This is a genomic window from Streptomyces sp. NBC_00358 (assembly GCF_036099295.1).
GTDB lineage: Bacteria > Actinomycetota > Actinomycetes > Streptomycetales > Streptomycetaceae > Streptomyces.
Map to the genome: position 1 here is coordinate 1,480,582 of NZ_CP107976.1, position 22,936 is coordinate 1,503,517.

General features: G+C 71.7%; 20 protein-coding genes. 7 read left to right on the forward strand and 13 right to left on the reverse strand.

Annotated features, from left to right (window positions below; genetic code table 11):
* Nucleotides 1-48 precede the first annotated feature (48 nt).
* The 5 genes from OHT01_RS06220 to OHT01_RS06240 all read right to left on the reverse strand — a co-directional run bounded on the left by OHT01_RS06220 (nt 49) and on the right by OHT01_RS06240 (nt 5,414).
* Entirely contained in the window at nt 49-819 is a 771-nt protein-coding gene (locus OHT01_RS06220; protein WP_328552108.1) for a lysophospholipid acyltransferase family protein, read from the reverse strand.
* A 179-nt stretch (nt 820-998) separates the two neighbouring features.
* Entirely contained in the window at nt 999-1,769 is a 771-nt protein-coding gene (locus tag OHT01_RS06225) for a GNAT family N-acetyltransferase (protein WP_328552109.1), read from the reverse strand.
* A gap of 264 nt (nt 1,770-2,033) precedes the next feature.
* Nucleotides 2,034-2,783, reverse strand: coding sequence for a succinate dehydrogenase/fumarate reductase iron-sulfur subunit (locus OHT01_RS06230; protein WP_328552110.1), 750 nt, complete (start codon nt 2,781-2,783; stop codon nt 2,034-2,036).
* Nucleotides 2,780-4,741 carry a fumarate reductase/succinate dehydrogenase flavoprotein subunit gene (locus tag OHT01_RS06235; RefSeq protein WP_328552111.1) on the reverse strand — a complete coding sequence of 654 codons (1,962 nt, stop codon included), beginning with the start codon at nt 4,739-4,741 and terminating at the stop codon, nt 2,780-2,782. Before OHT01_RS06235 ends, OHT01_RS06230 begins: the two co-directional genes overlap by 4 nt.
* Nucleotide 4,742: 1 nt before the next feature.
* Nucleotides 4,743-5,414 (reverse strand): succinate dehydrogenase, encoded by a 672-nt coding sequence (locus OHT01_RS06240; protein WP_328552112.1) that lies wholly within the window; start codon nt 5,412-5,414, stop codon nt 4,743-4,745.
* Nucleotides 5,415-5,534: 120 nt separating this feature from the next.
* Here OHT01_RS06240 and OHT01_RS06245 point away from each other — a divergent pair, with 120 nt between their 5' ends.
* Nucleotides 5,535-6,425 (forward strand): LysR family transcriptional regulator, encoded by an 891-nt coding sequence (locus OHT01_RS06245; RefSeq protein WP_328552113.1) that lies wholly within the window; start codon nt 5,535-5,537, stop codon nt 6,423-6,425.
* A gap of 87 nt (nt 6,426-6,512) precedes the next feature.
* Here the strand turns inward: OHT01_RS06245 and OHT01_RS06250 are convergent, their stop codons facing one another.
* From OHT01_RS06250 to OHT01_RS06265, 4 genes are all read right to left on the reverse strand, one after another.
* Entirely contained in the window at nt 6,513-7,292 is a 780-nt protein-coding gene (locus OHT01_RS06250; protein ID WP_328552114.1) for an oxidoreductase, read from the reverse strand.
* A 132-nt stretch (nt 7,293-7,424) separates the two neighbouring features.
* A complete protein-coding gene (locus tag OHT01_RS06255; RefSeq protein ID WP_328552115.1) occupies nt 7,425-9,560 on the reverse strand; it encodes a putative bifunctional diguanylate cyclase/phosphodiesterase in 2,136 nt (711 codons plus the stop codon).
* On the reverse strand, nt 9,557-10,369 hold the full coding sequence (locus OHT01_RS06260) for an SAM-dependent methyltransferase (protein WP_328552116.1): 813 nt from the start codon (nt 10,367-10,369) through the stop codon (nt 9,557-9,559). Before OHT01_RS06260 ends, OHT01_RS06255 begins: the two co-directional genes overlap by 4 nt.
* A gap of 456 nt (nt 10,370-10,825) precedes the next feature.
* On the reverse strand, nt 10,826-11,773 hold the full coding sequence (locus OHT01_RS06265) for an SCO0930 family lipoprotein (RefSeq protein WP_328552117.1): 948 nt from the start codon (nt 11,771-11,773) through the stop codon (nt 10,826-10,828).
* Nucleotides 11,774-12,069: 296 nt separating this feature from the next.
* On the opposite strand from OHT01_RS06265, the gene OHT01_RS06270 reads away from it, so the two are divergent.
* From OHT01_RS06270 to OHT01_RS06280, 3 genes are all read left to right on the forward strand, one after another.
* Nucleotides 12,070-12,687, forward strand: coding sequence for a hypothetical protein (locus OHT01_RS06270; RefSeq protein ID WP_328552118.1), 618 nt, complete (start codon nt 12,070-12,072; stop codon nt 12,685-12,687).
* A 15-nt stretch (nt 12,688-12,702) separates the two neighbouring features.
* Nucleotides 12,703-13,467 (forward strand): bestrophin-like domain, encoded by a 765-nt coding sequence (locus OHT01_RS06275; protein ID WP_328552119.1) that lies wholly within the window; start codon nt 12,703-12,705, stop codon nt 13,465-13,467.
* 227 nt (nt 13,468-13,694) lie between these two features.
* Nucleotides 13,695-14,222: a hypothetical protein gene (locus OHT01_RS06280; RefSeq protein WP_328552120.1), complete on the forward strand. Its 528-nt coding sequence runs from the start codon at nt 13,695-13,697 to the stop codon at nt 14,220-14,222.
* A gap of 252 nt (nt 14,223-14,474) precedes the next feature.
* On the opposite strand, the gene OHT01_RS06285 is transcribed toward OHT01_RS06280, so the two are convergent.
* Nucleotides 14,475-14,966 carry a hypothetical protein gene (locus tag OHT01_RS06285; RefSeq protein WP_328552121.1) on the reverse strand — a complete coding sequence of 164 codons (492 nt, stop codon included), beginning with the start codon at nt 14,964-14,966 and terminating at the stop codon, nt 14,475-14,477.
* A gap of 331 nt (nt 14,967-15,297) precedes the next feature.
* Between OHT01_RS06285 and OHT01_RS06290 the strand changes: the two genes are divergently transcribed.
* The gene (locus tag OHT01_RS06290) at nt 15,298-15,960 is read left to right on the forward strand and encodes a class F sortase (RefSeq protein WP_328552122.1); all 663 of its coding nucleotides are present in this window, start codon (nt 15,298-15,300) and stop codon (nt 15,958-15,960) included.
* A 117-nt stretch (nt 15,961-16,077) separates the two neighbouring features.
* Here the strand turns inward: OHT01_RS06290 and OHT01_RS06295 are convergent, their stop codons facing one another.
* Together OHT01_RS06295 and lysX are read right to left on the reverse strand one after the other, a co-directional pair.
* Nucleotides 16,078-16,923, reverse strand: a complete 846-nt coding sequence (locus tag OHT01_RS06295) for a polysaccharide deacetylase family protein (RefSeq protein WP_328552123.1) — start codon at nt 16,921-16,923, stop codon at nt 16,078-16,080.
* A gap of 81 nt (nt 16,924-17,004) precedes the next feature.
* Nucleotides 17,005-20,283 carry a bifunctional lysylphosphatidylglycerol synthetase/lysine--tRNA ligase LysX gene (gene lysX, locus OHT01_RS06300; protein ID WP_328552124.1) on the reverse strand — a complete coding sequence of 1,093 codons (3,279 nt, stop codon included), beginning with the start codon at nt 20,281-20,283 and terminating at the stop codon, nt 17,005-17,007.
* Nucleotides 20,284-20,386: 103 nt separating this feature from the next.
* On the opposite strand from lysX, the gene OHT01_RS06305 reads away from it, so the two are divergent.
* On the forward strand, nt 20,387-20,851 hold the full coding sequence (locus OHT01_RS06305) for a universal stress protein (RefSeq protein WP_328552125.1): 465 nt from the start codon (nt 20,387-20,389) through the stop codon (nt 20,849-20,851).
* A 13-nt stretch (nt 20,852-20,864) separates the two neighbouring features.
* Here the strand turns inward: OHT01_RS06305 and OHT01_RS06310 are convergent, their stop codons facing one another.
* Nucleotides 20,865-22,019 carry a CapA family protein gene (locus tag OHT01_RS06310; RefSeq protein WP_328552126.1) on the reverse strand — a complete coding sequence of 385 codons (1,155 nt, stop codon included), beginning with the start codon at nt 22,017-22,019 and terminating at the stop codon, nt 20,865-20,867.
* Nucleotides 22,020-22,294: 275 nt separating this feature from the next.
* Between OHT01_RS06310 and OHT01_RS06315 the strand changes: the two genes are divergently transcribed.
* The gene (locus OHT01_RS06315) at nt 22,295-22,843 is read left to right on the forward strand and encodes a sigma-70 family RNA polymerase sigma factor (protein WP_328552127.1); all 549 of its coding nucleotides are present in this window, start codon (nt 22,295-22,297) and stop codon (nt 22,841-22,843) included.
* Nucleotides 22,844-22,936 lie beyond the last annotated feature (93 nt).

Here is a 22,936-nt window from a genome sequence, read left to right on the forward strand (position 1 = left end):
ACCCCGGAACGTTGCCGGGGGCGCCCCGGGGCGGGCGGCTCCCCGGTCTCAGACGTGCGACCCCGCCCATGGGTGCGGGTGGCGTCCACCCCCTTGTGCCGCCTCGGCGAGAGCGCGCCGGTCCGTGCCGGGGCCGGGCGTGACGGCGGGGCGGAGCGTCACCTCGGCCACCAGGTGGCGTGCCGACACCACGCGCCACAGCGAGGCGAGCAGCGAGTCCTCGCCGACGAAGGCGGGCGCGGTGCTCGGCGCCCCGTCGGCGAACCGGTACTGGATGCGTACCGGCTGGACCGGCACACCGGCGTCGAGCGCGGCCTGGAAGACGGCCCGGCGGTAGCGGCCCTGGGCCCGGCCGCACCAGGTACTGCCCTCGGGGAAGGCGGCGACCGCCGAGCCGCCGCGCAGTGCCTCGGCGATGCGCTCCACCGTGCCGGGCAGGGCGCGCAACCGGTCGCGGTCGATGAAGAGAGTGCCGCCGCGGGCCGCCGGCACGCCGACCACGGGCCAGCCGCGCACCTCGGCCTTGGCGACCATCCGCGCCGGACGGACGGCGGCCAGCAGGGGGATGTCCAGCCACGAGACGTGGTTGGCCACGATCAGCAGTCCGCCGGTGGGCCGGGCGGCCCCGGTGATCCGCGTGCGGACCCCGGCCGTGCGCACCACGGCGAGGCACCAGCGGCGGATCCAACGGTCCCGCCGCTCCGCCCCCAGCCGTCGCGCCGGCGGGATCAGTGCGACCCCGAGGACGACCACGACCAGGAGTCCGGTCAGCCGCAGGACGGCGCGCGGTGCACCCGTCCAGGGCCGTACGGACTCCACGCAGCCGCGCGGTGAGCAGGGGGCGGTGGGCAGCCAGGCGCTGGTCGTCCGAATGGGGCCGGCGGCGGGCCGCCGCGGCGTGGGGACGGCTCCGGGGAGCAACGCCGCTCGCGGGCCTGCGCCGGACCGGGGACGGCGGACGGCCGGGAGACGCGGCGCTCCGGTACGGGGCGTGCTCATCAGGCGGGGACGAGGGAGAGGAAGTGGCGGAGGTAGCGCGGGTTGACCCGGCTCATCGGCAGCAGCACGTACAGGTCGGCGACGCCGAAGTCCGTGTCGTGCGCGGGCTCGCCGCACACCCACGCGCCGAGGCGCAGATAGCCGCGCAGCAGCGGGGGCAGTTCGGTGCGGGCGGGGCGGGCGACACCTTCCGTGCTCCAGGGCAGCAGCGGGCGGACCCGGAACTCCTCCGGCGCCAGGTGCTTGTCCCGCACCCGGTCCCAGGTTCCGGCGGCGAGGGTACCGCCGTCGGCGAGCGGTATGGAGCAGCAGCCGGCGAGCCATTCGTGGCCGCCGTCGATCATGTAGCGGGCTATTCCGGCCCAGATCAGGCCGATGACCGCGCCGTCGCGGTGGTCGGGGTGGACGCAGGAGCGGCCGACCTCGACCAGCCCGGAGCGGATTCCGGCCAGCGGTCCGAGGTCGAACTCGCTCTCCGAGTAGAGGCGCCCGGCGACCGCGGCGCGTTCGGGCGGCAGCAGCCGGTAGGTGCCGACGACCTGGCCGGTCTCGGTGTCGCGGACGAGCAGGTGGTCGCAGTACGCGTCGAAGGCGTCGATGTCGAGACCGGGCTGCGGGGTGTTCAGGAGGGCGCCCATCTCCCCGGCGAAGACGTCGTGGCGCAGCCGCTGCGCGGCCCGGACATCGGCCTCGTCGCGGGCCAGGGTGACGGTGTAGCGGGTGGGGGTGACGGGCTGGGGCGGGCTGTCGAGGGTGGAAACGCCGGTCATGGCACTCTCCTGGTCACGGGCCGGTTCGGCGGAGTGGGACCCCCCGCTCGAACGGAGTCGATGGCTCGGGGGAGGCAGGCCGGATCCGAACGGTCTGCGCGCTCCTGTTCTTCCGACGCCGGTTGGCGTGCGCGTGACCAGTGCCAGGAGGGCGGATGTGAGGATGCTGAATGACAGGGGTGGCCCGGAACGGCGAGACGGGACCGGGTATGAGCACCACACCCGGTCCCGCCCGTCCGCACCGTACGGCGAACGACTTTCCGGCTAACGCCTGCCCGCCCTGCGGGTGGCGCGCAGCCATTCCTTGTTCATGCTGGTGATGGAGAACAGCGGGATGCCCTTCGGGCAGGCGGTCGCGCACTCCCCGGTGAGGGTGCAGCCGCCGAAGCCCTCGTCGTCCATCCGCGCCACCATGTCGAGTACCCGGGTCTCCCGTTCGGGGGCGCCCTGCGGCAGCACGTTCAGGTGGTTGACCTTGGCGGAGGTGAACAGCATCGCGGCGCCGTTCGGGCAGGCCGCCACGCAGGCGCCGCAGCCGATGCACTCGGCGTGCTCGAAGGCGAAGTCGGCGTCGGGTTTGGGGACGGGCGTGGCGTGCGCCTCCGGGGCGGCGCCGGTCGGGGCGGTGACGTAGCCGCCGGCCTGGATGATCCGGTCGAAGGCGGAGCGGTCGACCACGAGGTCCTTCACCACCGGGAAGGCGGCGGCCCGCCACGGCTCGATGTCGATCGTGTCGCCGTCGTGGAAGGAGCGCATGTGGAGCTGGCAGGTGGTGGTGCGCTCGGGTCCGTGCGCGTCGCCGTTGATGACCAGGCTGCACGCGCCGCAGATGCCCTCGCGGCAGTCGTGGTCGAAGGCGACGGGGTCGTCGCCGCTGAGGATGAGCTCCTCGTTGAGGGTGTCGAGCATCTCCAGGAAGGACATGTCGGCCGAGATGCCGTCCACGTCGTACGTGGACATCGCTCCGTCGGCGTCGGCGTTCTTCTGCCGCCAGACGCGCAGGGTGAGCTTCATGCGTAGCTCCGCTGGGTGGGGTGGACGTACTCGAAGACCAGGTCTTCCTTGTGCAGGACGGGCGCGGCACCGGTGGCGGTGAACTCCCAGGCGGCGGCGTACGAGAACTCCTCGTCCCGCCGGGCCGCCTCGCCGTCCGGGGTCTGGGACTCCTCGCGGAAGTGGCCGCCGCAGGACTCGGCGCGGTTCAGCGCGTCGAGGCACATCAGTTCGGCGAGTTCGAGATAGTCGACGATCCGGTTGGCCTTCTCCAGGGACTGGTTGAACTCCTCCCCGCTGCCGGGCACCTTGATGCGCCGCCAGAACTCCTCGCGGATCTGCGGGATGCGCTCCAGGGCCTTGCGCAGCCCGCTCTCGGTGCGGGCCATGCCGCAGAACTCCCACATGAGTTCGCCGAGTTCGCGGTGGAAGGAGTCGGGGGTGCGGTCGCCGTCGACGGCGAGGAGCAGCCGGAGCCGGTCCTCGGTCTCGGCCAGCACCTCCTGGACCGCGGGGTGTTCGTCGTTCAGGCCGTCGTCGGTGGCGTTGTGCGGGTTGCGGGCGAGGTAGTCGTTGATCGTGGACGGCAGGACGAAGTAGCCGTCGGCGAGCCCCTGCATGAGGGCGGAGGCGCCGAGCCGGTTCGCGCCGTGGTCGGAGAAGTTGGCCTCACCGATGGCGAACAGGCCGGGGACGGTGGTCTGGAGGTCGTAGTCGACCCACAGTCCGCCCATCGTGTAGTGCACGGCGGGGTAGATCCGCATGGGCACGGTGTACGGGTCCTCGGCGGTGATCCGGGCGTACATGTCGAAGAGGTTGCCGTACTTCTCCTCGACCGCCTCGCGGCCCATGCGCCGGACGGCGTCCGCGAAGTCGAGGTAGACGCCCTGGCCGCCGGGGCCCACTCCCCTGCCCTCGTCGCAGACGTTCTTGGCGGCGCGGGAGGCGATGTCGCGGGGCACGAGGTTGCCGAAGGACGGGTAGATGCGTTCCAGGTAGTAGTCGCGCTCGTCCTCGGGGATCTCGTTCGGCGGGCGGGTGTCGCCGTGCGCCTTGGGCACCCAGATACGGCCGTCGTTGCGCAGCGACTCGCTCATCAGCGTCAGCTTCGACTGGTGGTCGCCGGTGCGCGGGATGCAGGTGGGGTGGATCTGGGTGAAGCAGGGGTTGGCGAAGTACGCGCCGCGCCGGTGGGCCCGCCAGATCGCGGTGGCGTTGGAGTTCATGGCGTTCGTCGACAGGTAGAAGACGTTGCCGTAGCCACCGCTCGCCAGGACGACGGCGTCCGCGTAGTACGTGTCGATCCTGCCGGTGACCAGGTCGCGGGCGACGATGCCGCGGGCCTTTCCGTCTACCACGATCAGGTCCAGCATCTCGGTGCGCGGGTGCATCTCGACGTTGCCGGCGGCGATCTGCCGGGACAGCGCCTGGTAGGCGCCGAGGAGGAGTTGCTGGCCGGTCTGGCCGCGGGCGTAGAAGGTGCGGGAGACCTGGACGCCGCCGAAGGAGCGGGTGTCGAGCAGGCCGCCGTACTCGCGCGCGAACGGCACCCCCTGGGCGACGCACTGGTCGATGATCTCGACCGAGATCTGCGCCAGGCGGCGGACGTTGGACTCGCGGGCCCTGAAGTCGCCGCCCTTGACGGTGTCGTAGAAGAGCCGGTGCACGGAGTCGCCGTCGTTGCGGTAGTTCTTCGCGGCGTTGATGCCGCCCTGCGCGGCGATCGAGTGGGCCCGGCGCGGGGAGTCCTGGTAGCAGAACTGGACGACGTGGTAGCCCTGTTCGGCGAGGGTGGCGCCCGCGGAGCCGCCCGCGAGGCCGGTGCCGACGACGATCACGGTGTGCTTGCGGCGGTTGGCCGGGTTGACCAGCTTGGCCTCGAAGCGGCGTCTGTCCCAGCGCTCCTCGACCGGACCGGCGGGTGCCTTGGTGTCGGCGACCGGCTCCCCGGTCGTGAAGTGGGCGTATTCAGCGGTCATTTCAGCTCACCACTCCAGTCATGACGCCCACGGGTACGGCGATGAAGCCGGCCGTGAGCAGCAGCGCGAGGACGTTCGCGACGGTCTTCAGGGCGCGGTCGCGGGTGCGGCTGCCGGCGCCGAGGGTCTGGGCGGCGCTCCAGAAGCCGTGCCGGATGTGCAGGCCGAGCGCGAGCATGGCGACGATGTAGACGACGTCGCCGTACCAGGTGGAGAAGGTGTCCACGACGTTCTGGTAGGGGTGGCCCTCCTGGAACCCGCCGGGGTGCACGGTGCCGGTGGTCAGGTCGAGGAGGTGCCAGACGATGAACAGGCCGAGGATGATCCCGCCCCAGCGCATCGTGCGGGTGGCGTAGCTCGCGCCCCGCTTCCTGTGCGCGTACTTGCTGGGGCGCGCCCTGATGTCGCGGCGGCTGAGCTGGTAGGCGGAGGTGGCGTGCGCGACCACGGCGGCGACCAGCACCACGCGGATCAGCCACAGCGTCCACTCGTAGTGCATGAAGGGTTCACCGACGGTGCGCAGCCAGTGGGCGTAGTGGTTGAACTCGCCCGCGCCGAAGTAGATCTTCAGATTCCCGATCATGTGGGCGACCAGGTAGAGCAGCATGATCAGGCCGCTGACGGCCATCACGGTCTTCTTGCCGACGGAGCTGTCCCACACGGTGCGTGCCATGGACGGCCGTCGGTCCGTCCGCGTTGCCAAAGCCATGGGACAGAACGCTAGGGCGTGGGGAACCGATCAGTCCAAGACATGGTCCGGCTCGTTTCCATAGGTGTGAGCTATCGTCGAGGGGTGCAGTTCCAACAGCTCCAGTACTTCGTGGCCGTCGCGGAGGCCCGGCATTTCACCCGGGCCGCCGAGCTGGTGCATGTCGCGCAGCCCTCGTTGTCCCAGCAGATCAAGGCGCTGGAGCGGGAGCTGGGGGCGGATCTCTTCCTGCGGGCACGCGGGAACATCACGCTGACCGACGCGGGCGAGGCGCTGCTGCCGCTGGCCCGGCGCATCCTCGCCGACGCGGACACGGCCCGGCAGGAGGTGCAGGAGCTGGCCCAGCTACGCAGCGGCCGGGTGAGGCTAGGCGCGACCCCGAGCCTGTGCACGGGCCTGCTGCCGGACGTGCTGCGCGCCTTCCACGACCGCTATCCGGGCATCCGGCTGCTGATCGAGGAGGGCGGTTCGCACGATCTCGTACGGGAGCTCGCGCGCGGCGCCCTCGACCTCGCCCTGGTCGTCCTGCCCCTGCCGACCCCGTCCCCGGCGCTGACCACGGTGGAGCTGCTGCGCGAGGACCTGGTCGTGGTGTCGTCTCCGGACGCCCCGGCGCCCGGCGGCGGCGGCAGCCGCCGTACGGTGCGGGTCGCCGATCTGGAGGGCGAGCGTCTGGTGATGTTCCGGCACGGCTACGACCTGCGGGAACTGACCGTCGCGGCCTGTCGTGCCGAGGGCTTCGAACCGCACTTCGCGGTCGAGGGCGGCGAGATGGACGCGGTGCTGGGATTCGTCCGGGCGGGGCTCGGCGTGGCCGTCGTACCGCGGATGGTGGCCGCCCGGTCCGGGCCTGGCCTGCGGGTGACCCCACTGGCCCGGCCCGGTCTGGAGCGGACGATCGCGCTGGCGCACCGCAGCGACGTGGCGCCGCCCCGGGCGGCCCGGGAGCTCCAGCGGATGCTGCTGGAACGCTGACGGCGGGCGGACCCGGGCGCGCGGCGCGGCGGGCCCGGCGCGGAGCGCCCGGCACGGTTCACCGCGCGGGCTCCACCCGGTCAGGGTTCACCACGTCGGGATGAAGCCGCCGTCGATGACGAAGTCGCTGCCGGTGATGTTGCGGGAGCGGTCCCCGGCGAGGAAGAGAACCAGGTCGGCCACCTCGGAGGGCTGGGAGAAGCGGCCGGTGACGGTCGCGCCGGACGCCTGGGCGACCACGTCGTCGGGGGTGAGTCCGGCGGCGGCCGAGACCGTCGCGGCCACTCCCCCGCCGCCGAGCCACAGGTCGGTCTCCACCGGTCCGGGGCTCACGGTGTTGACGCGGATCCCCTTCGGGCCGACCTCCTTCGACAGCGCCTTGGAGAACGCGACCAGGGCGGCCTTGCCCGCGCTGTAGTCGATCACCAGGGGGTCGGGCAGGGTCGCGTTGACCGAGCCGATCGTGACGACCGAGCCCTGCCCGGCGGCCAGCATCACCGGCAGGGCCGCACGGGTGACCCGTACGGCCGCGAGCAGGTTGAGATCGACGGTGCGCCGCCATTCCTCGTCGGTCACCGACAGGAAGCCGCCGGTGCGGGCCGGGGCCGACCCCACGTTGTTGACCAGTACGTCGATGCGCCCGCCTGCCGCCTCGACGAGCCGGCCGGCGGCGTCGGGTTCGGCGAGGTCGACCGGCACCCAGGTCACGTTCCCCTTCCCGACCAGCGTGTCGAGGCCCTCGGACGTACCGCGCGACCCGGCGATCACCGTCGCGCCCGCGCCGGCCAGCGCCCCGGCGACCGCGAGCCCGATGCCCTTGCTGGCCCCGGTGACGACGGCGGTCCTGCCCTGAAGTTCCGTGCTCATCCGTCTCGGCTCCATCTCTGAGAGGTGCGTCGTACCAGTGAGACACATGGATGGACGGGCGCGCGAGGCGTCCCGGGGGCACCCCGGCGCGGCGCCACCCCCGTTCCCGGAGGCCGCGCCGCGCGAGGGCGTTCAGCCGACCGCGTCGACCAGCGCCAGCTCGTGCAGCCGCTCCGGCGGCCCCGGACGGGCGTAGTACCAGCCCTGGGCGGTGTCGCAGCCCAGTATCCGCAGTTGTTCGGCCTGGGCGCCGGTCTCGACCCCCTCGACCGTGACCGCGAGGTCGAGACTGTGGGCGAGGGAGACGATGCCCTCGACGATCTTCAGGTCGACCGGATCCGCCGGGAACTGCTGCATGCCCTGGGTGAAGGACCGGTCCAGCTTGAGGATGCTGACCGGCAGACGGCGGAGGTTGGCGAGGTTCGAGTAGCCGGTGCCGAAGTCGTCCAGGGCGATGTCGACACCCATCTCGGCGAGCCTGCGCAGCGGTTTGAGAAGGTCGTCGTCGGCGCCGATCAGCGCGGACTCGGTGACCTCCAGGCACAGCGCCCGGGCGTCGAGGCCTTCGCGTTCCAGGATGTCGACCGTGTCCTGGACCAGGCCGGGGTGGGTGAGCTGGCACGGCGAGAGGTTGACGTTGACGCGGAGCGGGCCCGCACCGGAGTTCCGTTGCTGCCAGGTGCGGGCCTGGCGCACCGACTGCTCCAGGACCCACCGGCCGAGCGGCACGATCAGTCCGGTGTGCTCGGCGAGCGGGATGAAACGGTCGGGCCCGAGGACGCCGTGCTGCGGGTGCAGCCAGCGCACCAGCGCCTCCGCGCCCTGCACACTGCCGTCGCCGAGGTGAACGAGCGGCTGGTACTCGATGAAGAACTCGCCCCGGTCCAGGGCGGCGGGCAGGGCGGTGGTGAGGCCGTTCCGGGTGATCGCGCGGGCGTCGGCCTCGGGGTCGGCCAGCTCGAAGCGGTTGCCGCCCGCCGACTTGGCCCGGTACATCGTGATGTCGGCGCTGCGCAGCACCTCGGCGGCGCCACGCTCCCCCGCCGGGCCCTCGACGACGCCGACACTGCCCCGCACGGTCAGGTCCCGGCCGTCGACCCTGATCGGGGTGACCAGGGCGTTCATGATGCGCCCGGCCAGTTCGTCGACCTCGCGCTCGGTGTTCGGGCCGGTGGTGAGGGCCACGAACTCGTCGCCGCCGAGCCGGGCGACCATCTCGCCGGGGGCGGTCGCGCAGGACTGGAGGCGGTCGGCGACCTCGACGAGGAGCCGGTCGCCGGCCGCGTGCCCGAGACTGTCGTTGATGGTCTTGAAGCCGTCGAGGTCGAGGTAGCACAGGCCGAAGCGCTGCCCCTCGCCCGCGGCCAGCGCCTTCTCCAGGCGCTCGAAGAACAGGGTCCGGTTGGGAAGTCCGGTGAGCGCGTCGTGCGTCGCCTCGTAGCGCAGCCGCAGATTGAGCAGCCGCCGCTCGGTGGTGTCCTCCATCAGCGCCAGTTGGTACTGGGGTTCGCCGTCCGCGTCGCGCAGCAGGGAGACCGTGAGGTTGGTCCACAGGGCGGTGCCGTCGGGACGGTAGAAGGCCTTCTCCACGTGGTAGTGCTCGCGCTCGCCGCGCACCAACTCCTCGTACAGCCGCCATACTTGAGGAGCGTCCTCGGCGTGGGTCCACTCGGGTACCCTGCGGCCCCGCATGGACTGCTCGGAACCGCCGAACATGCGCAGCAGGGCACCGTTGACCTGGAGGATGTTGCCTTCGAGGTCGGCGATGCCGATGCCTATGGCCGCGCCTTCGAAGACCGCGCGGAAGCGGGCCTCGCTGTCGTGCAATGCCTCGGCGACAGCGCTGCGAGCGGTCAACGCGGCCTGCGAGATGGCCTGTTGTTCGGCGAGCGTCCGCTCGCGCAGTGCCTCGGCGTACCCGGCGGCCATGGCGTGCTGGAGCCTTACGGACCGGGTCCGCAGCGCCTCCCGGGGCCCGTCCTCACCGCAGTAGAGCACCAGGTAGGCGTCGACGCAGTCGAGGGCCCGGCTGAGCGCCTCGGGGTCGGTGCAGTGCGCGGCGACGAGTGCGGCACCGACGGCCCGTCCCTCGGCCGCCTCGAAGTTCCTGGCCCGCAGGGCCTCGCTCAACCGCCGTGCGAGCGGCAGCAGCAGTTCCTCGAACTCCGGCCGGGTCAGCGAGGTGGAGGTGACCGGGAAGACCGCACGGCTCCAGATCGTCGCGAACCGGCGCAGTCTGTCCTCCGGCCCGTCCGGCTCGGCCCTCACGCCGTGCGTCCCACGCCGCCGAACCCGGAGAAGGAATAAGGATCCTCGTCCTCGGGCGCCGTGTCGGGCCGCCAGTCCGGCATCGGCACCAGGCCGGGTTCCACCATGTCGTACCCCTCGAAGAACCGCGCGATCTCGTCGCGCGTGCGCATGATCAGCGGGTTGCGGATGTTCCTGTAGACGTCGACCGCGCCCTCGGCCTGCTCCTGGGGGAGCGGAATTCCCTCGAACGCGGCATGCGTGACGACGAGCATGCTTCCCGGCGCGAGGGCGTCGCGCAGTTCGGCCACCGCCCGGTACGGGTCGTCCGCGTCTTCCACGAAGTGAAGTATGGCAACGAGAAGCAGGGCGACCGGCCGGTTCAGGTCGATCAGCCGCTGAACCGGGGAACTCGCGAGGATTTCCTGGGGCTTGAGCAGATCGGCGGCGACGACGTCCGCGTCCTCGTTGTCCCGCAGCACGGCCTGGCTGTGTGCGACGGCAACCGGGTCGTGGTCGACGTACACGACCCGTGCGCCGGGCCGGGTGCTCTGGGCGATCTCGTGGACGTTGCCGAATGTCGGGATGCCGGAGCCGATGTCGAGGAACTGGTCGATGCCCTCGGCGGCCACGAAGCGGACGGCCCGGCGCATGAACGCCCGGTTCGCCTGCATGACCTTGGGAAGGCCCGGCATGTACTCCATCGCCTTGCGCGCGGCTTCCCTGTCGACCTCGAAGTTGTGCGAACCGCCCAGGTAATAGTCGTAGATTCGGGACACGCTCGGCACTGAGATGTCAATGCTGCGAGGGGCCCAGGCGGGACGCTCCATCTATCTCTCCAAGGCGTAGGCGACGGCATGGACGATCCGGTGTTCGAGCAGAGGCTACTGATCGCCCGCCAAAGGGGCGAGTCAAAACGGAAATTGACCGTCCGTTCCCGGTCACTGCCGCGGGCAAGTGCCGAATTGGCAGGTGCGAACGTATCCCGTTCGCACCACGCACCGCCGCCGCGAAATCACTCCGAAGCATTCCAAAAAGCTCCGGGGTGTCACCAAGCGTGGCCGCGCCGCGCGTCGGGCCGTGGCGTTCTTTCACATCCGGGCCGCTGCCGGGATCTTTCACGTTCCGGTGACGGCCGGAATGCTTCGCCCGCGCCCCCACGCACAAGGGTCCGCCCCCTCCGAGCGGAGGGGGCGGACCCTTGGCGACGCGTTCCGTGCTGTTGTGGCGAGAGGATCGGCCGTGGGGAGCCGGCCCGTTGTATCGGCCGTGGGGGAGCCGACCCGCTACTTGGACGCGCCGACCGGCTTTCCGTCGGGCGAGACGGCGTACCAGGTGCCGCCCACGCCCTGACCGTTGGTGTCCCCAGGAGCGGTGTCACCGGAGAAGGTGTAGATCGGCCAGCAGTTGACCGTCATCTGCTTCACGCCGTCCGGACGGGTGAAGCCCATCAGGCCCTTCTTCTGGACACCCTTGGTGTCGCTCGCCGGGACCGGCGCGACGGCGGGCCACTTCTCCAGGCAGGCGCCCGTGCAGGCCGACTTGGAGACGGGCCAGGCCTGGTCCTTCATGAAGCGGTAGACGGTCATGCCGTTCTTGTCCACGACGACGTCGCCGAGCTTCGGGTCCTTGCGGACCGACAGACCGGGGAGGGCGGCCAGCGTCGCCTTCTTGCCGTTGGGCGCCGAGGCGAACCAAGTACCGCCCACGCCCTGACCGTTGGCGTCTCCGGCCTTGGTGTCCTTGGCGAACCGGTACATGGGCCAGCCGCCTATGGTCAGCTGCTTCGTACCGTCGGACCGGGTGACCTCGCCGAGCAGCGCCTTGTTGACGCCGGTGGCGGCCTCGGCACCCTCGGCGGGCACGGGCGGCCAGGCGGTGGCGCAGGTGCCGTCACAACTCGACTTCGGCGGTTCGGCGGTGTCCTTGTCGAAGCGGTAGAGGGTGAATCCGGCGCCGTCGGTCAGCACCTTGCCGAGCTTCACGCTTTCCGTCACGGTGAGCTGGCCCGCGACCGCCGGCTTGGCGGCAGCGCTCTGGTCCTTGGAATCGGCGCCGTAGCCATTGCCCGCGCCCGCCGTGGCGCTCGTCCCGTAACCCCCCGCCGCCGCGGTGGCACCCACGTTCTGCGTGCCCGTAGAAGGGGTGCTCTGTTCCTGACCACACGCCGTCGTGAGCGCCAGCACGGCCGCAGCTGACGCTACGAGTGAGGCGCTCCGCCAGGAGGTCTTCATTGGTAACTCCCGCTGTTCGCATAAGTGTTGCAGCGCCCTGCAGCGCCGCGCATGGCCCTAGGTACGGACGGGAGGGGCAGGAGTGTTCAAACGGGCGGCAGATTTCTTTCGGAAGGCTGTGTCGCGTTTCCTTCGGAAGCCCGCGTCGCGTTCGATCCGACTCGCGCACATATTCGGTCAATGTCGGCGCTTCCCGGCCCCGTACGTCAAACCACCGGGATCCGGAGGTACCCCCTTCGGGGGCAATCCAGGACACTCCGGCGTGCCCGGGTTCCCCGCGCCTCATGATCTCCGTCGTGCATGCACCCCAACGGACCCGAACCGCCCTCGTCATACGGGCACTGGCGCTGACGGCGCTCACCTGGCTCCTCGTCGGCGCGCCCGGCACGACCGCCGAGGCCGACGCCTGCGCGTACGCCTCCACGGGCCCGGGCGGCGACGGGATCACCGCGGTGGCCGTGGCGGGCGACGGGGCGGTCGCCGTCGCCGGGAACACCGTCCGCTGCCCGGCCCCGACTCCGACACCGCCCTGCCCGCCGACCCCCACGCCGACCCCGCCGCCACCGCCGAAACCCCCACCGCCGCCGAAGCCGGCGCCACCCCCTCCGCCCACCCACGCCCCGAAGCCCAAGCCGCCGCCCCCGCCCCCGCCACCGCCTCCTCCGCCTGCGCCTGCGCCCGTGCCGAAACCGAAGCCCGTGCCGCCGCGGTCGGCACCGGTCCTGGCACCGAGACCCACGCCGAAGCCGACACCGAGCCCGCGCCCCAGCCCCGCACCGGTTCCGGTCAGCTATCCGGCGTACCGCACCCCGCCGCACAAGCACGCGCTCCGCGGCGGTCCGTCGCTGGTCTCGTTCACCCTGCTCATCACCGCGCCCGCGGTGCTCGCCGTCGCGGCGCTGCGCCCGCGCTGACCCTGGAGGCAAACCTTGTCGGATTGGCTTGTTCTCGCCCTCGCGATGGCGGCCGCGTGCCTCGTGGTTCTCATCGTGACCCTCGTACGCCATCGCAGGGCACGCGAGGACGAGGACCCCACCGAGACCCCGGACGTCATCGAGTACATGACGATGATGATCGGCGTGGTGTACGCCATCGTCCTCGGTCTGGCCATCGCCGGTGTCTGGGAGGCCCGCAGCGGCGCCCAGGACCATGTGCAGTCGGAGGCCCAGGCCCTGCACGAGATCTCCGAGCGGGTCCGGGTCTACCCGCCCGCCGTGCGCGACCGCATCCGCGGTGACGTCGACACGTACGTCCACTACGTGGTCACCACCGAGTGGAAGGCCATGGCCGAGCACGACCGGGTGACCGCCGAGGGCGGTCGGCTCCTCGACCGGATCCGGCACGACGTCACCGACTACCGGCCGAGGTCGGACTTCGAGGCGCAGGCGTACCAGCCGCTCCTCGACCAGGTGACGGCGGCCGACACGGCGCGGAGCGCCCGCGCCGACTCCACGGGGGCGACCATGCCGGGGGTGGTGTGGTTCGGGCTGATCACCGGCGCCGTGGTCACGGTGGGGATGATCTTCGCGCTGCAGATCCGGCGCACCGCGAGGGAGCTGATCCTGGCCGGGCTGTTCTCCGCCCTGATCGCCTTCCTGCTGTTCCTGATCTGGGACTTCGACGCGCCCTACAGCCGCGGGGTCACGGCATCGGCGGAACCCTTCACCGCGCTGTTCCCGCAGCTTCCCGGGTGACGGACCGCCCTCTACGGAAAACCGCGGACGGGGGACCGACGGCGCGCCGCGCCCGTCCCCCGTCCGTACGTACGCCATCCCTCGAACGGCCCACACGATTGCCCCGTTCGCGCTACTGGGATCGCGCCCCTGTTCACCCTTTCCTAGCGTTTCGACCATCGAGGTGCATTTCTGGCGCAAGCGGAAAAGGTCCGCAGCAAGGCTCCTCGGGGACCTGGAGGCTCACCATGCGCGCGATACGCGTCGCTTCGGCCGCACTGCTGGGCATGACCGCCCTGACCTTCACCGCACCCGCCGCGTTCGCCGGTGACGGGGACCACGGCATCACCCCGTTCGCCTTCAGCGTGCAGCCGTCGACCGTCGCCGCGGGCGGCCAGGTCTCGCTGCTCCTGAAGCGGGACGGCGGATGCAGGGGAAGCGCCACGGTCACCTCCGGGATCTTCGACACCGTCACCATCCCGCCGGGGCAGTCCTCGGCCACCGCCACGGTCGACTGGGACGCCAGACCCGGCGCCGTGTACGACGTGACGTTCTCGTGCGGGGGAGCGAGCGGCAGCACGGGTCTCACCATCGCCGGCCGCCGGCCGGTCGAGCCGACCCCGGTCCCCCTGCAGCGGGGTGTACGCGCCGGCGTGGGCGGCAGTGTGGGCGGCTTCGACCTGAAGGAGATCGGGATGGGAGCGGCGCTCATCGCCGGTTCCGTCGGCACGGCCTGGTACCTGTCCCGCCGGCGCACCGCGTCCGACGACTCCTGACCGGCGCACCGCGTCCGACGACCACCGACGGACCCGAGGCTCCCCGGCCGGCCCGGGGCTCCCCCGCGGACGGGGTGCGGTTCCGGAGGGGACCGGCGGCGCCGACGGCAGCGGGGCTCCCGACGGAGCGTCCGAGCCTCTCGCCCCGGGCCCTGTCAGGCGGGTCCGGAGCGAGGGGCTGTCATGGGCGCGCCGCACGGCGGACGGCCGGCCCGTGAAGGGGGCGGGACCGGCAGCTTCGCCGACGGAACGTCAGATGTGCTTCTCCGATCTGCGCCGCATCCAGAACACCCCGCCGGCGACGGCCGCCGCGGCCACCAGGCCGCCGCCGATCGCCATGTCGGCGGGCGTGGCGCCGGTGGTGCTGCTGCCGCCGAGACCACCGCGCACACCGCCGATGACGGTGAACGCGGCCGGCCGCGTCAGCGGGCCCGTGCCGTCGCAGTTGACGGTGATGTCGTACGAGCCCGGGCGGGCGTCCTGGTTGATGGTGGCGGTACCGCTGGACGACTCGTTGTGGCTGCCCAGGAGAGGCGAGAGCCGCGCCTGCCGGAACGCGGGCGAGGTCATGGTGCCTCCCCTCGGGCACCCGTCGACGGTCACGGTCAGCTGGCCGCCGCGGGCGATGACACTGGGCATGGCGACGATGTTGCTCGGTGTGTTCCACGCCGCGGCCATCGGGGCGGCGAGCCCCACGGCGGCGACCGTGGCGGCAGACACCGCCAGGGCACGAGTAGTACGCATGTGATCCTCCGCGGGGGCGCCCCGGGAACCGTCCCCGGTGGATCGGCGAGAAAGCGCCTCCCAGACAGACCCTCAGATGCCGTGCACGGGGCCGCATTTCGGGAATGGTCCGTCCTGGTGAGAGGACACGCCGAAAGAATTCCACACAATCGGATATTGCCGCAGGTCACGCACCGTCAGAAAATTCCTGGTCACGGCAACTCGGATGGCTCACGGGCCATTCCTGACGCCACCCGTTCGCCCGCGCCCCGTCGCCGGGCGGCGCTGCTGCCATTAGCGTGCTCATATGCGCGGATGACGAGGCGACGGCCGCGTCGAGAGGGGATTGCGAATGTCTGCGTCCGAGCTGGCCGAAGAGGAGGAGCGGCAGAGGAAGCGCGCTCCCTGGGGCGTGATAGCGCTTGTTCTGCTGACCGGCCTCGCACTCATTCGGAATGGTTCCGGTGAGTTCGACGTGGGCCCCCCGCAGCCCGCCTCGGCGGCCGCGGCGGACAGCCGTACACCCGTCGGCACCTTCTCCGACACGCCGGACCCGCTGCCGTACTCCGTGGTCGACCGGGTACGGATCCCGGCCATCCGGGTCGACGCGCCGGTGATGCCGGTGGGCCTGGACATGGACGGATGGGTCGACGCGCCGCCGCCCGACAACCCGAATCTCGCCGGCTGGTTCACCGGCGCGGTCTCGCCCGGCGAGAAGGGCACGGCCGTGATCGTCGGCCATGTCGACAACATGCAGGGCCCCGCCGTCTTCTACGGACTCGGCGCGCTCAAGAAGGGGAACAAGATCGAGGTCCTGCGCAAGGACGGGAAGACCGCGGTGTTCGAGATCTACGGCATCGAGGTCTTCGCGAAAGCCGATTTCCCCGGCGACCGTGTGTACAACAGCAAGGGCACTCCCGAATTGCGTGTCATCACCTGCGGAGGCGGTTTCTCCAAGCAGCACGGTTACGACGGAAACGTGGTCGTGTTCGCCCGGCTGTCCGGGGTGCGCTGAGCGTTTCCCGGACGGGCGGACGCGAAGCGGGCCGGCGGGTTTCTTCGCCTCCCGCCGACCGGCCCGGCAAAAGGCCCCGCGACACACGGCGCGCGGGGCCTTTTGCCTTTCCCGGTTCTAGGAGTATCTGCGGCGCGGCACCGTGATGTGGTAGCCGGAGTCCAGCAGGTGCGGGAGGTAGTCGCGCAGCGCCCTGACGCTCTGCGAGCGGTTGCCGCCCGCGTCGTGGGAGAGGACGACGACGCCGGGGGCGGCCTCCTTCTCGACCGTGCCGACGATCGAGCGGATGCCCGGCATCGACCAGTCGAGCGTGTCGATCGTCCAGGCCAGGGGCTCCATGCCGAGTTCGGCGCCGATCTGGTAGGTCGCCCGGTTCCACTCCCCGTAGGGCGCGCGGAACCAGACCGGAGGCTCGCCGTAGGCCTCCTCGATGACCTTGCTGGTGCGCTCCATCTCGGAGCGGATCGCCGAGCGGGAGAGCTTGGTCAGCAGCGGATGGCTCCAGGTGTGGTTGCCGACGATGTGTCCGTCGTCGGCCATCACGCCCAGCAGGTCCCTGTTGTCGTTGGCCATCTCCCCGCACACGAAGAACATGGCGTGCACGTCGTACTCGCGCAGGGTCCTCAGGATCTCCGGGGTGTACGTCGGGTCGGGGCCGTCGTCGAAGGTCAGCACCAGGGTGCGGCCGTGCCCGGACACGCGCATGAAGGGCTCGTGCCGGATGAGGGTCTGCGGGTGCGCGCCGTGCGGCGGCGGACCGTATCCGGCGATCGGCTGGAGGCGGTAGGCGGAGGGCTTGAGGGCGCGGGACGCCTGTGGGCCGGAGAGCGGGGAAGTCCCCGCCGGCTCCGCGGCCTGGCCGGCGGTCAGCAGGCGGGCCGTGCCCGCGGCCCCGGCCGCCCCCAGGACGGCGGCGCCGGCGATCAACGCCCGGCGCCGAGTAATCAGCTGATCCTTTTTCATGACCAATCAGTCACCCGGCGGAGGGGCCACCCGGTCGAGCAACACCGGTGAGGCCTCGCGAAAGCACCCGCCTGGACCATTTCAGCGGCGCCTCACCAGCGGGAACGGCAGCGTCTCGCGGATCGTCAGCCCGGTGAGGAACATGACGAGCCGGTCGACACCGATCCCGAGGCCGCCGGTCGGCGGCATGGCGTATTCCAGGGCGTCGAGGAAGTCCTCGTCCAGCTCCATCGCCTCGGGGTCTCCCCCGGCGGCCAGCAGCGACTGCTCGGTCAGCCGGCGGCGCTGCTCGACCGGGTCGGTCAACTCGGAGTAGGCGGTGCCCAGTTCCGTGCCGAAGGCGACGAGGTCCCAGCGTTCCGCGAGCCGCGGGTCGGTGCGGTGCTGCCGGGTGAGCGGGGAGACGTCGGTCGGGAAGTCCTTGTAGAAAGTGGGCAACTGCGTCTTCTCCTCGACCAGGCGCTCGTACATCTCCAGGACGACGTCGCCGCGTCCGTCGTCCGGCGTGTACGGCACGCCCGCGCGGTCGCACAGCCGCAGCAGCGCCTCCAGGGACGTGTCGGCGTCGATCTCCTCCCCCAGCGCCTCGGAGATCGCGCCGTGCACCGTCTTGACGGGCCAGTCCCCGGAGATGTCGTACTCGGTGCCGTCCTTGCGGGCGACCGGTGAGCCGAAGGCGGCGGTCGCGGCGCCCTGGATCAGTTCCCGGACGAGGTCGAGCATCACGTCGTAGTCGGCGAAGGCCTGGTACGCCTCCAGCATCGTGAACTCGGGGTTGTGCTTGTACGAGACGCCCTCGTTGCGGAAGGTGCGGCCCATCTCGAAGACCTTCTCCAGACCGCCGACGCACAGCCGTTTGAGGTACAGCTCGGGTGCGATGCGCAGATACAGGTTCAGGTCGTAGGCGTTGATGTGGGTGGTGAAGGGCCGGGCGTTGGCGCCGCCGTGGATCTGCTGGAGCATCGGCGTCTCGACCTCCAGGTAGCCGCGGTCGAGGAGGCCCTGGCGCAGTGCCTGGACGGCCGTGGAGCGGGCCCGTACGACGTCACGGGCGGCGGGGCTGGACACCAGGTCGAGATAGCGGCGGCGGACCTTGGCCTCGGGGTCGGCGAGGCCCTTGCGCTTGTCGGGCAACGGGCGCAGGCACTTGGCGGTGAGCCGCCAGGCGGTGACGAAGACCGTGGTCTGGCCGGTGTCGCTGGCGCCCGCCAGGCCGTCGGCGCTGATGTGGTCGCCGATGTCCACGACCTGCCGGAAGCGGTCGAGCGCGGCGCCCGAGTCCTTGCGGGTGAGGGCGATCTGGAGATCGCCGGACCAGTCGCGCAGCACGGCGAAGACGAGTCCTCCGAAGTCGCGTACGAGCATCACGCGTCCGGCGACGGTCACGTCCTCGCCGCCGCGGACGTCGGCCAGGACGTGGGTCCGCGGCGGGATGCCGACGGGATAGGGGTCGGTGCCGTCGGCGCGCAGCCGGTCGAGCTTGCGGTGCCGCACGCGGACCTGGTCGGGCAGACCGGTGATGGGATCACCGCCCCCGGCCGCGTCCCCGGTGGGGAGGCCGAGGGCCGTCAGCGACGGCAGCCCCGCGGTCGTGGCGGGTTTGGGTCCGCCCTTCGCGTGCCCCTTGCCCCACAGCGTGCGCAGCGAGGGCACGGAGACGAAGCCCTCGGCGATGGCGGAGGCCATGCCGATTCGGGCCAGGGCGCCGGTGTCGCCGTAGCAGATGAAACGCGGGTACCACTCGGGGTGGTACTTGGCGTTGGACCGGTACAGGGCCTCCAGCTGCCACCACTTGGAGAAGAACAGCAGCAGCCGCCGCCAGAGCCTGAGCACCGGGCCGGCGCCGATGCGGGCGCCCTCCTCGAAGACCGAGCGGAACACCGCGAAGTTGAGGGAGATCCGCCGGACACCGAACTTCCCGGCGACCGCGCACACCTCGGCGACCATGTACTCCATGACGCCGTTGGGCGCGCTGCGGTCGCGGCGCATCAGGTCGAGGGAGATGCCGTCGCGGCCCCAGGGCACGAAGGAGAGCAGCGCGAGGAGTTTGCCGTCGGAGCCCATCGCCTCGACGAGCAGGCAGTCGCCGTCCTCGGGGTCGCCGAGCCGGTCGAGGGCCATCGAGAAGCCGCGCTCGGTCTCCGTGTCGCGCCAGGCGTCGGCCCGGCTGACGATCTCCTCCATCTCGGTGTCGGACAGGGTGGAGTGGCGGCGTACCCGGCAGCTGGCGCCGGTGCGCTTGACACGGTTGACGGCCTGTCGGGTGCCCCGCATGTCGCGGCCGGAGAGGTCGAAGCCGGCGATGTGCAGGATCGCCTCGTCGCCGAGCTGGAGGGCGCCGAGCCCGGCGCGGGCGAACGCCTTGGCGCCCTCTTCGGAGGCGCCCATCGCGGCGGGCGCCCAGGCGTAGCGGCGGGCGATGTCCAGCCACGCGCCGATCGCGTGCGGCCAGGCCTCCCGGTCGCCGACGGGATCACCGCTGGCGAGGCAGACTCCGGCCTCGACCCGGTAGGTGACGGCCGCCTTGCCGCTGGGCGAGAAGACGACGGCCTTGTCGCGGCGGGTGGCGAAGTAGCCGAGGGAGTCCTCGCCGCCGTACGCCTGGAGGAGGGCGCGGATGCGGGTCTCCTCGTCGCCGTGCAGGGCCGCGACCAGACGCTGGGAGCGGAAGAGCGTGGCGGCGGCGTTGAGCAGGGCGAGGGCGCCGAACAGGCCGAGGACGAAGAACAGCCAGCGGGGCGGGCGGCCGTCGAAGGAGCGTGCGGAGACGAGTCCGCCGCAGACCCGGTTGGCGGCCCACAGCAGCCGCTGGCCGCGCGGGAGGGTGCCGGGGAACAGTTCGACCAGGCCCCAGCCGAGCAGGATCGCCACGACGAGTCCGCCGATCAGGACGAGCAGGGCCCGTCGTACGGCGGCGCGCCGCGAGTCGGCGTAGAACTCGCGGCGGGCCACGATCAGCAGGGCGAGCAGGAGGCCGCAGACGATCAGCGAGGGGATCGAGGCGGCGTAGAGGCCGGCCGCGACCCCGAGGGCGTCGGTCAGGACCAGCAGGCCGAGATAGACGACCACCAGCCACCAGGCGATCTTCTTGCGGGCGGCCGTCGCGGCGGCGAGCAGGAAGAGGAAGACGGCGTACGCGAGGTTGGCGCTGACCGGGATGATCAGAAGGTCGAGGAAGCGCACCACCGGGCGCAGCAGTGCGCGCACCGGGGGGATGAAGGCGAGCAGGGCGCAGAGCAGGCCGATGGCGCCGAAGAAGGCCGCGAAGCCCTCGGGCACCTTGCTGAGGAAGCCGTCCCGGGGCGGCCGTGCGGGGCCGGTGGTGGTCTTCGGCGGGCGGGCCTCCACGGTGGCACTCATGGTTCCGACTGTAGGAAGGGCGACGCCGCCGCGCCCGTCGAGCGCGTTTTCCCCGGGCTCCCCGGAGGCCGTGGGACCTGGGCGTTCCGATAGCCTCGCAGCCGTGACGGAAGAGCAGCACGCGCACAGGTTCGAGCGCGGGACGGACGGTCCCAAGGTCATCGTCGTCGGTGTGGACGGCTCCGACTCCTCACTGCGCGCCGCGGCGTACGCCGGGGGCCTGGCGCGGCGGCAGCGGGCGCTGCTCGCGGTGGTCTACGTGCGGCCGGTGATGGCGGCGGGGGCGGCGCTCGGGGTGCCGGTGGCGGACACGACCGACGAGATCGCCGAGGATCTGGTCCGGTACATCCGCGACGCGGCCGAGCGGGTGAAGGACATATTCGATGTGCGCTGGGAGTTCCACACCTTCCGCGGCGACCCGTACAGCGGCCTGGTGACCGCCGCCGACGAGTTGAAGGCGGACGCCGTGGTGGTCGGGGCCTCCGAGCAGGCGGGGCACCGGATCGTCGGTTCGGTGGCGATCCGGCTGGTGAAGGCGGGCCGCTGGCCGGTCACGGTCGTGCCGTAGGCGCGTCCGGGGGTCACTTGCCCATGACGAGGCCGGCCCGGCCCGCGCCCCGGCCGAGGACCACGTCCCGGATCCGGTCGCGTACGGAGCCGACCGTGGCGCCCTGCTCCAGCGCGGCGTCGAGATCGACGACCCGGCCCGCGTCGAGGTCGTAGGCCTCGGGGACGAACTCGGCCTTCGTCACCTCCCAGCGCCCGCCCGGCCGTGCGGGCGGGGCGAAGGTGAAGCGTCCGACGGTGCTCTCGTTGCCGCGCGGGTCCTGGACGCCCAGGCCGTTGTACATCTCGCCGGCGATCTGGTCGCCGGTGCCGTAGACGACCCAGGTGCCGTTGACCTTCTCGTACGCCTGCGGGACGTGTGCGCCGGTGCCGAGGATCAGGTCGATGTCGGGCCGCCCGCCGGTGCGGGACGCTGTCAGCCGCCCGCTCAGCAGCAGTTGCCGCTCGTCCGGCGCGTCCTGCCAGGCGGTGCCCCAGTCGAGGGAGACGACGACCACGTCGGCCCCCGCTCTGCGGGCCGCGCGGGCGTCCGCGACGATCCGGTCGGGGTCGGCCAGGCCGACCGCCCAGGGCTGTTCCGTCGGGAGCGGAAGGCCGTTCGTGCCGTCGGTGTACGCGAGATGGGCGACCTTCGCGCCCCCCGCCCGCATCAGGGGGGTGGCGGTCGCCTCCCGCGCGGTGCGCGCCGATCCGGTGTGCCGCACGCCCGCCCGGTCCAGTGTGTCCAGCGTGCGCCGGATGCCGTCGGCGCCGTCGTCCAGGGTGTACCGGGTGGCGGTGGAGCAGGAGTCGTAGCCCGTCGCGGCGAGGCCCTCGGCCACCTGGGGCGGGGATTCGAACGCGGGAGAGCCGGTGTGGTCGGCGGCGGCGTCGTCCACGGTCGCCAGATGACAGATCGCCAGGTCGGCACCGGAGACGACGGGCCGGATGCCGGCGAGCATCGGACGGAAGTCGTAGCCGGTGCCTCCCGCGTCGGAGTTCGCCCGTTCGAGGACCGAGCTGTCCGGCAGGACGGCGCCGGCGGCGACGAGGGTGAAGCCGCGGGCCGCGGCGGGGGCGGGCCGGCCGTCGCCGTGGCGTGCGGCCGAGTCGTGGGCCTGGCAGGCCATCGCGGCCGCGATGAGGGCGGCCGTGAGGGCCAGATTGATCTGTCGCGTGCGTGTGATCATGCCGGGCCCCATACCGTCGTATTTGATGACTAATCGAGGTGCATCCATGTACACAGGGGGCCGGCAGTCAAGGAGACACCACGGCCGCTCACCCGTTCGGCGTTCATGGTCGTGCCCGTCGGGGCGAACGGCGGTACGAGGGCGCGCCGGCCGGAATCCAGGGCTCCAGCTCGGCGGACCGTTCGGCGCACCGTTCACCGACTGCTTCGACCGCCCAGCGCACAACCGTGTCCCCGGCCTGTCCGCGCGGGGCGCGGGGCGCTGACATACACGCCATGACGGCCGGAACCACCACCATCACCCACGGGACGCCCGCCGAGCACGAGCTGGCCGCGCTGCAGCGCGAGCACGGCCGCCCTCTCTTCGCCCTGCTGCTGCGCCTGTCCGACGGCGACCGCCAGCGCGCCGAGGACCTGGTGCAGGAGACGTTCGTACGGGCCTGGCAGCATCCCGAGGCCCTGCGTGCCGACGACTTCGACTCCGTACGGCCCTGGCTGCTGACGGTCGGACGGCGGCTGGCGATCGACGCGCGGCGGGCCCGGCAGGCACGGCCCCCGGAGGTCGGGGACGCGGTGCTCGACAGCGCGCGGGTCTGTGCCGATCACGCCGAACGGTCGGCGGAGACGCTCGATGTGCGGGAGGCTGTGAAGACACTCACTCCCGAACACCGTGAAGTGCTGGTGCTGGTGTACTTCCAAGGGGCGAGTGTGGCGGAGGCCGCCGCGGCACTCGGGATTCCGCCGGGTACCGTGAAGTCCCGTGCGTACTACGCGCTGCGCGCCCTGCGACGGGTTCTTCCGGGCTACGCGGCCGACCTGCGGTGAAACCGAAGTCTTGGTCAAGCCTCCGTAAAGCGCCTTGCTGAGGACCATGGTTGAGCAATCAGCTTGCCTCATCCGTTTTCCGGACTGGGGCCC

What these genes read in the sequence shown, in the direction of transcription:
- OHT01_RS06240 (WP_328552112.1), bottom strand. Translation starts at nt 5,414, where the DNA reads ATGGCACGCACCGTGTGGGACAGCTCCGTCGGCAAGAAGACCGTGATG.
- OHT01_RS06315 (WP_328552127.1), top strand. Translation starts at nt 22,295, where the DNA reads ATGACGGCCGGAACCACCACCATCACCCACGGGACGCCCGCCGAGCAC.
- OHT01_RS06265 (WP_328552117.1), bottom strand. Translation starts at nt 11,773, where the DNA reads ATGAAGACCTCCTGGCGGAGCGCCTCACTCGTAGCGTCAGCTGCGGCC.
- OHT01_RS06295 (WP_328552123.1), bottom strand. Translation starts at nt 16,923, where the DNA reads ATGAAAAAGGATCAGCTGATTACTCGGCGCCGGGCGTTGATCGCCGGC.
- OHT01_RS06310 (WP_328552126.1), bottom strand. Translation starts at nt 22,019, where the DNA reads ATGATCACACGCACGCGACAGATCAATCTGGCCCTCACGGCCGCCCTC.
- OHT01_RS06230 (WP_328552110.1), bottom strand. Translation starts at nt 2,783, where the DNA reads ATGAAGCTCACCCTGCGCGTCTGGCGGCAGAAGAACGCCGACGCCGAC.
- OHT01_RS06290 (WP_328552122.1), top strand. Translation starts at nt 15,298, where the DNA reads ATGTCTGCGTCCGAGCTGGCCGAAGAGGAGGAGCGGCAGAGGAAGCGC.
- OHT01_RS06285 (WP_328552121.1), bottom strand. Translation starts at nt 14,966, where the DNA reads ATGCGTACTACTCGTGCCCTGGCGGTGTCTGCCGCCACGGTCGCCGCC.
- OHT01_RS06280 (WP_328552120.1), top strand. Translation starts at nt 13,695, where the DNA reads ATGCGCGCGATACGCGTCGCTTCGGCCGCACTGCTGGGCATGACCGCC.
- OHT01_RS06250 (WP_328552114.1), bottom strand. Translation starts at nt 7,292, where the DNA reads ATGAGCACGGAACTTCAGGGCAGGACCGCCGTCGTCACCGGGGCCAGC.
- lysX (WP_328552124.1), bottom strand. Translation starts at nt 20,283, where the DNA reads ATGAGTGCCACCGTGGAGGCCCGCCCGCCGAAGACCACCACCGGCCCC.
- OHT01_RS06225 (WP_328552109.1), bottom strand. Translation starts at nt 1,769, where the DNA reads ATGACCGGCGTTTCCACCCTCGACAGCCCGCCCCAGCCCGTCACCCCC.
- OHT01_RS06235 (WP_328552111.1), bottom strand. Translation starts at nt 4,741, where the DNA reads ATGACCGCTGAATACGCCCACTTCACGACCGGGGAGCCGGTCGCCGAC.
- OHT01_RS06260 (WP_328552116.1), bottom strand. Translation starts at nt 10,369, where the DNA reads ATGGAGCGTCCCGCCTGGGCCCCTCGCAGCATTGACATCTCAGTGCCG.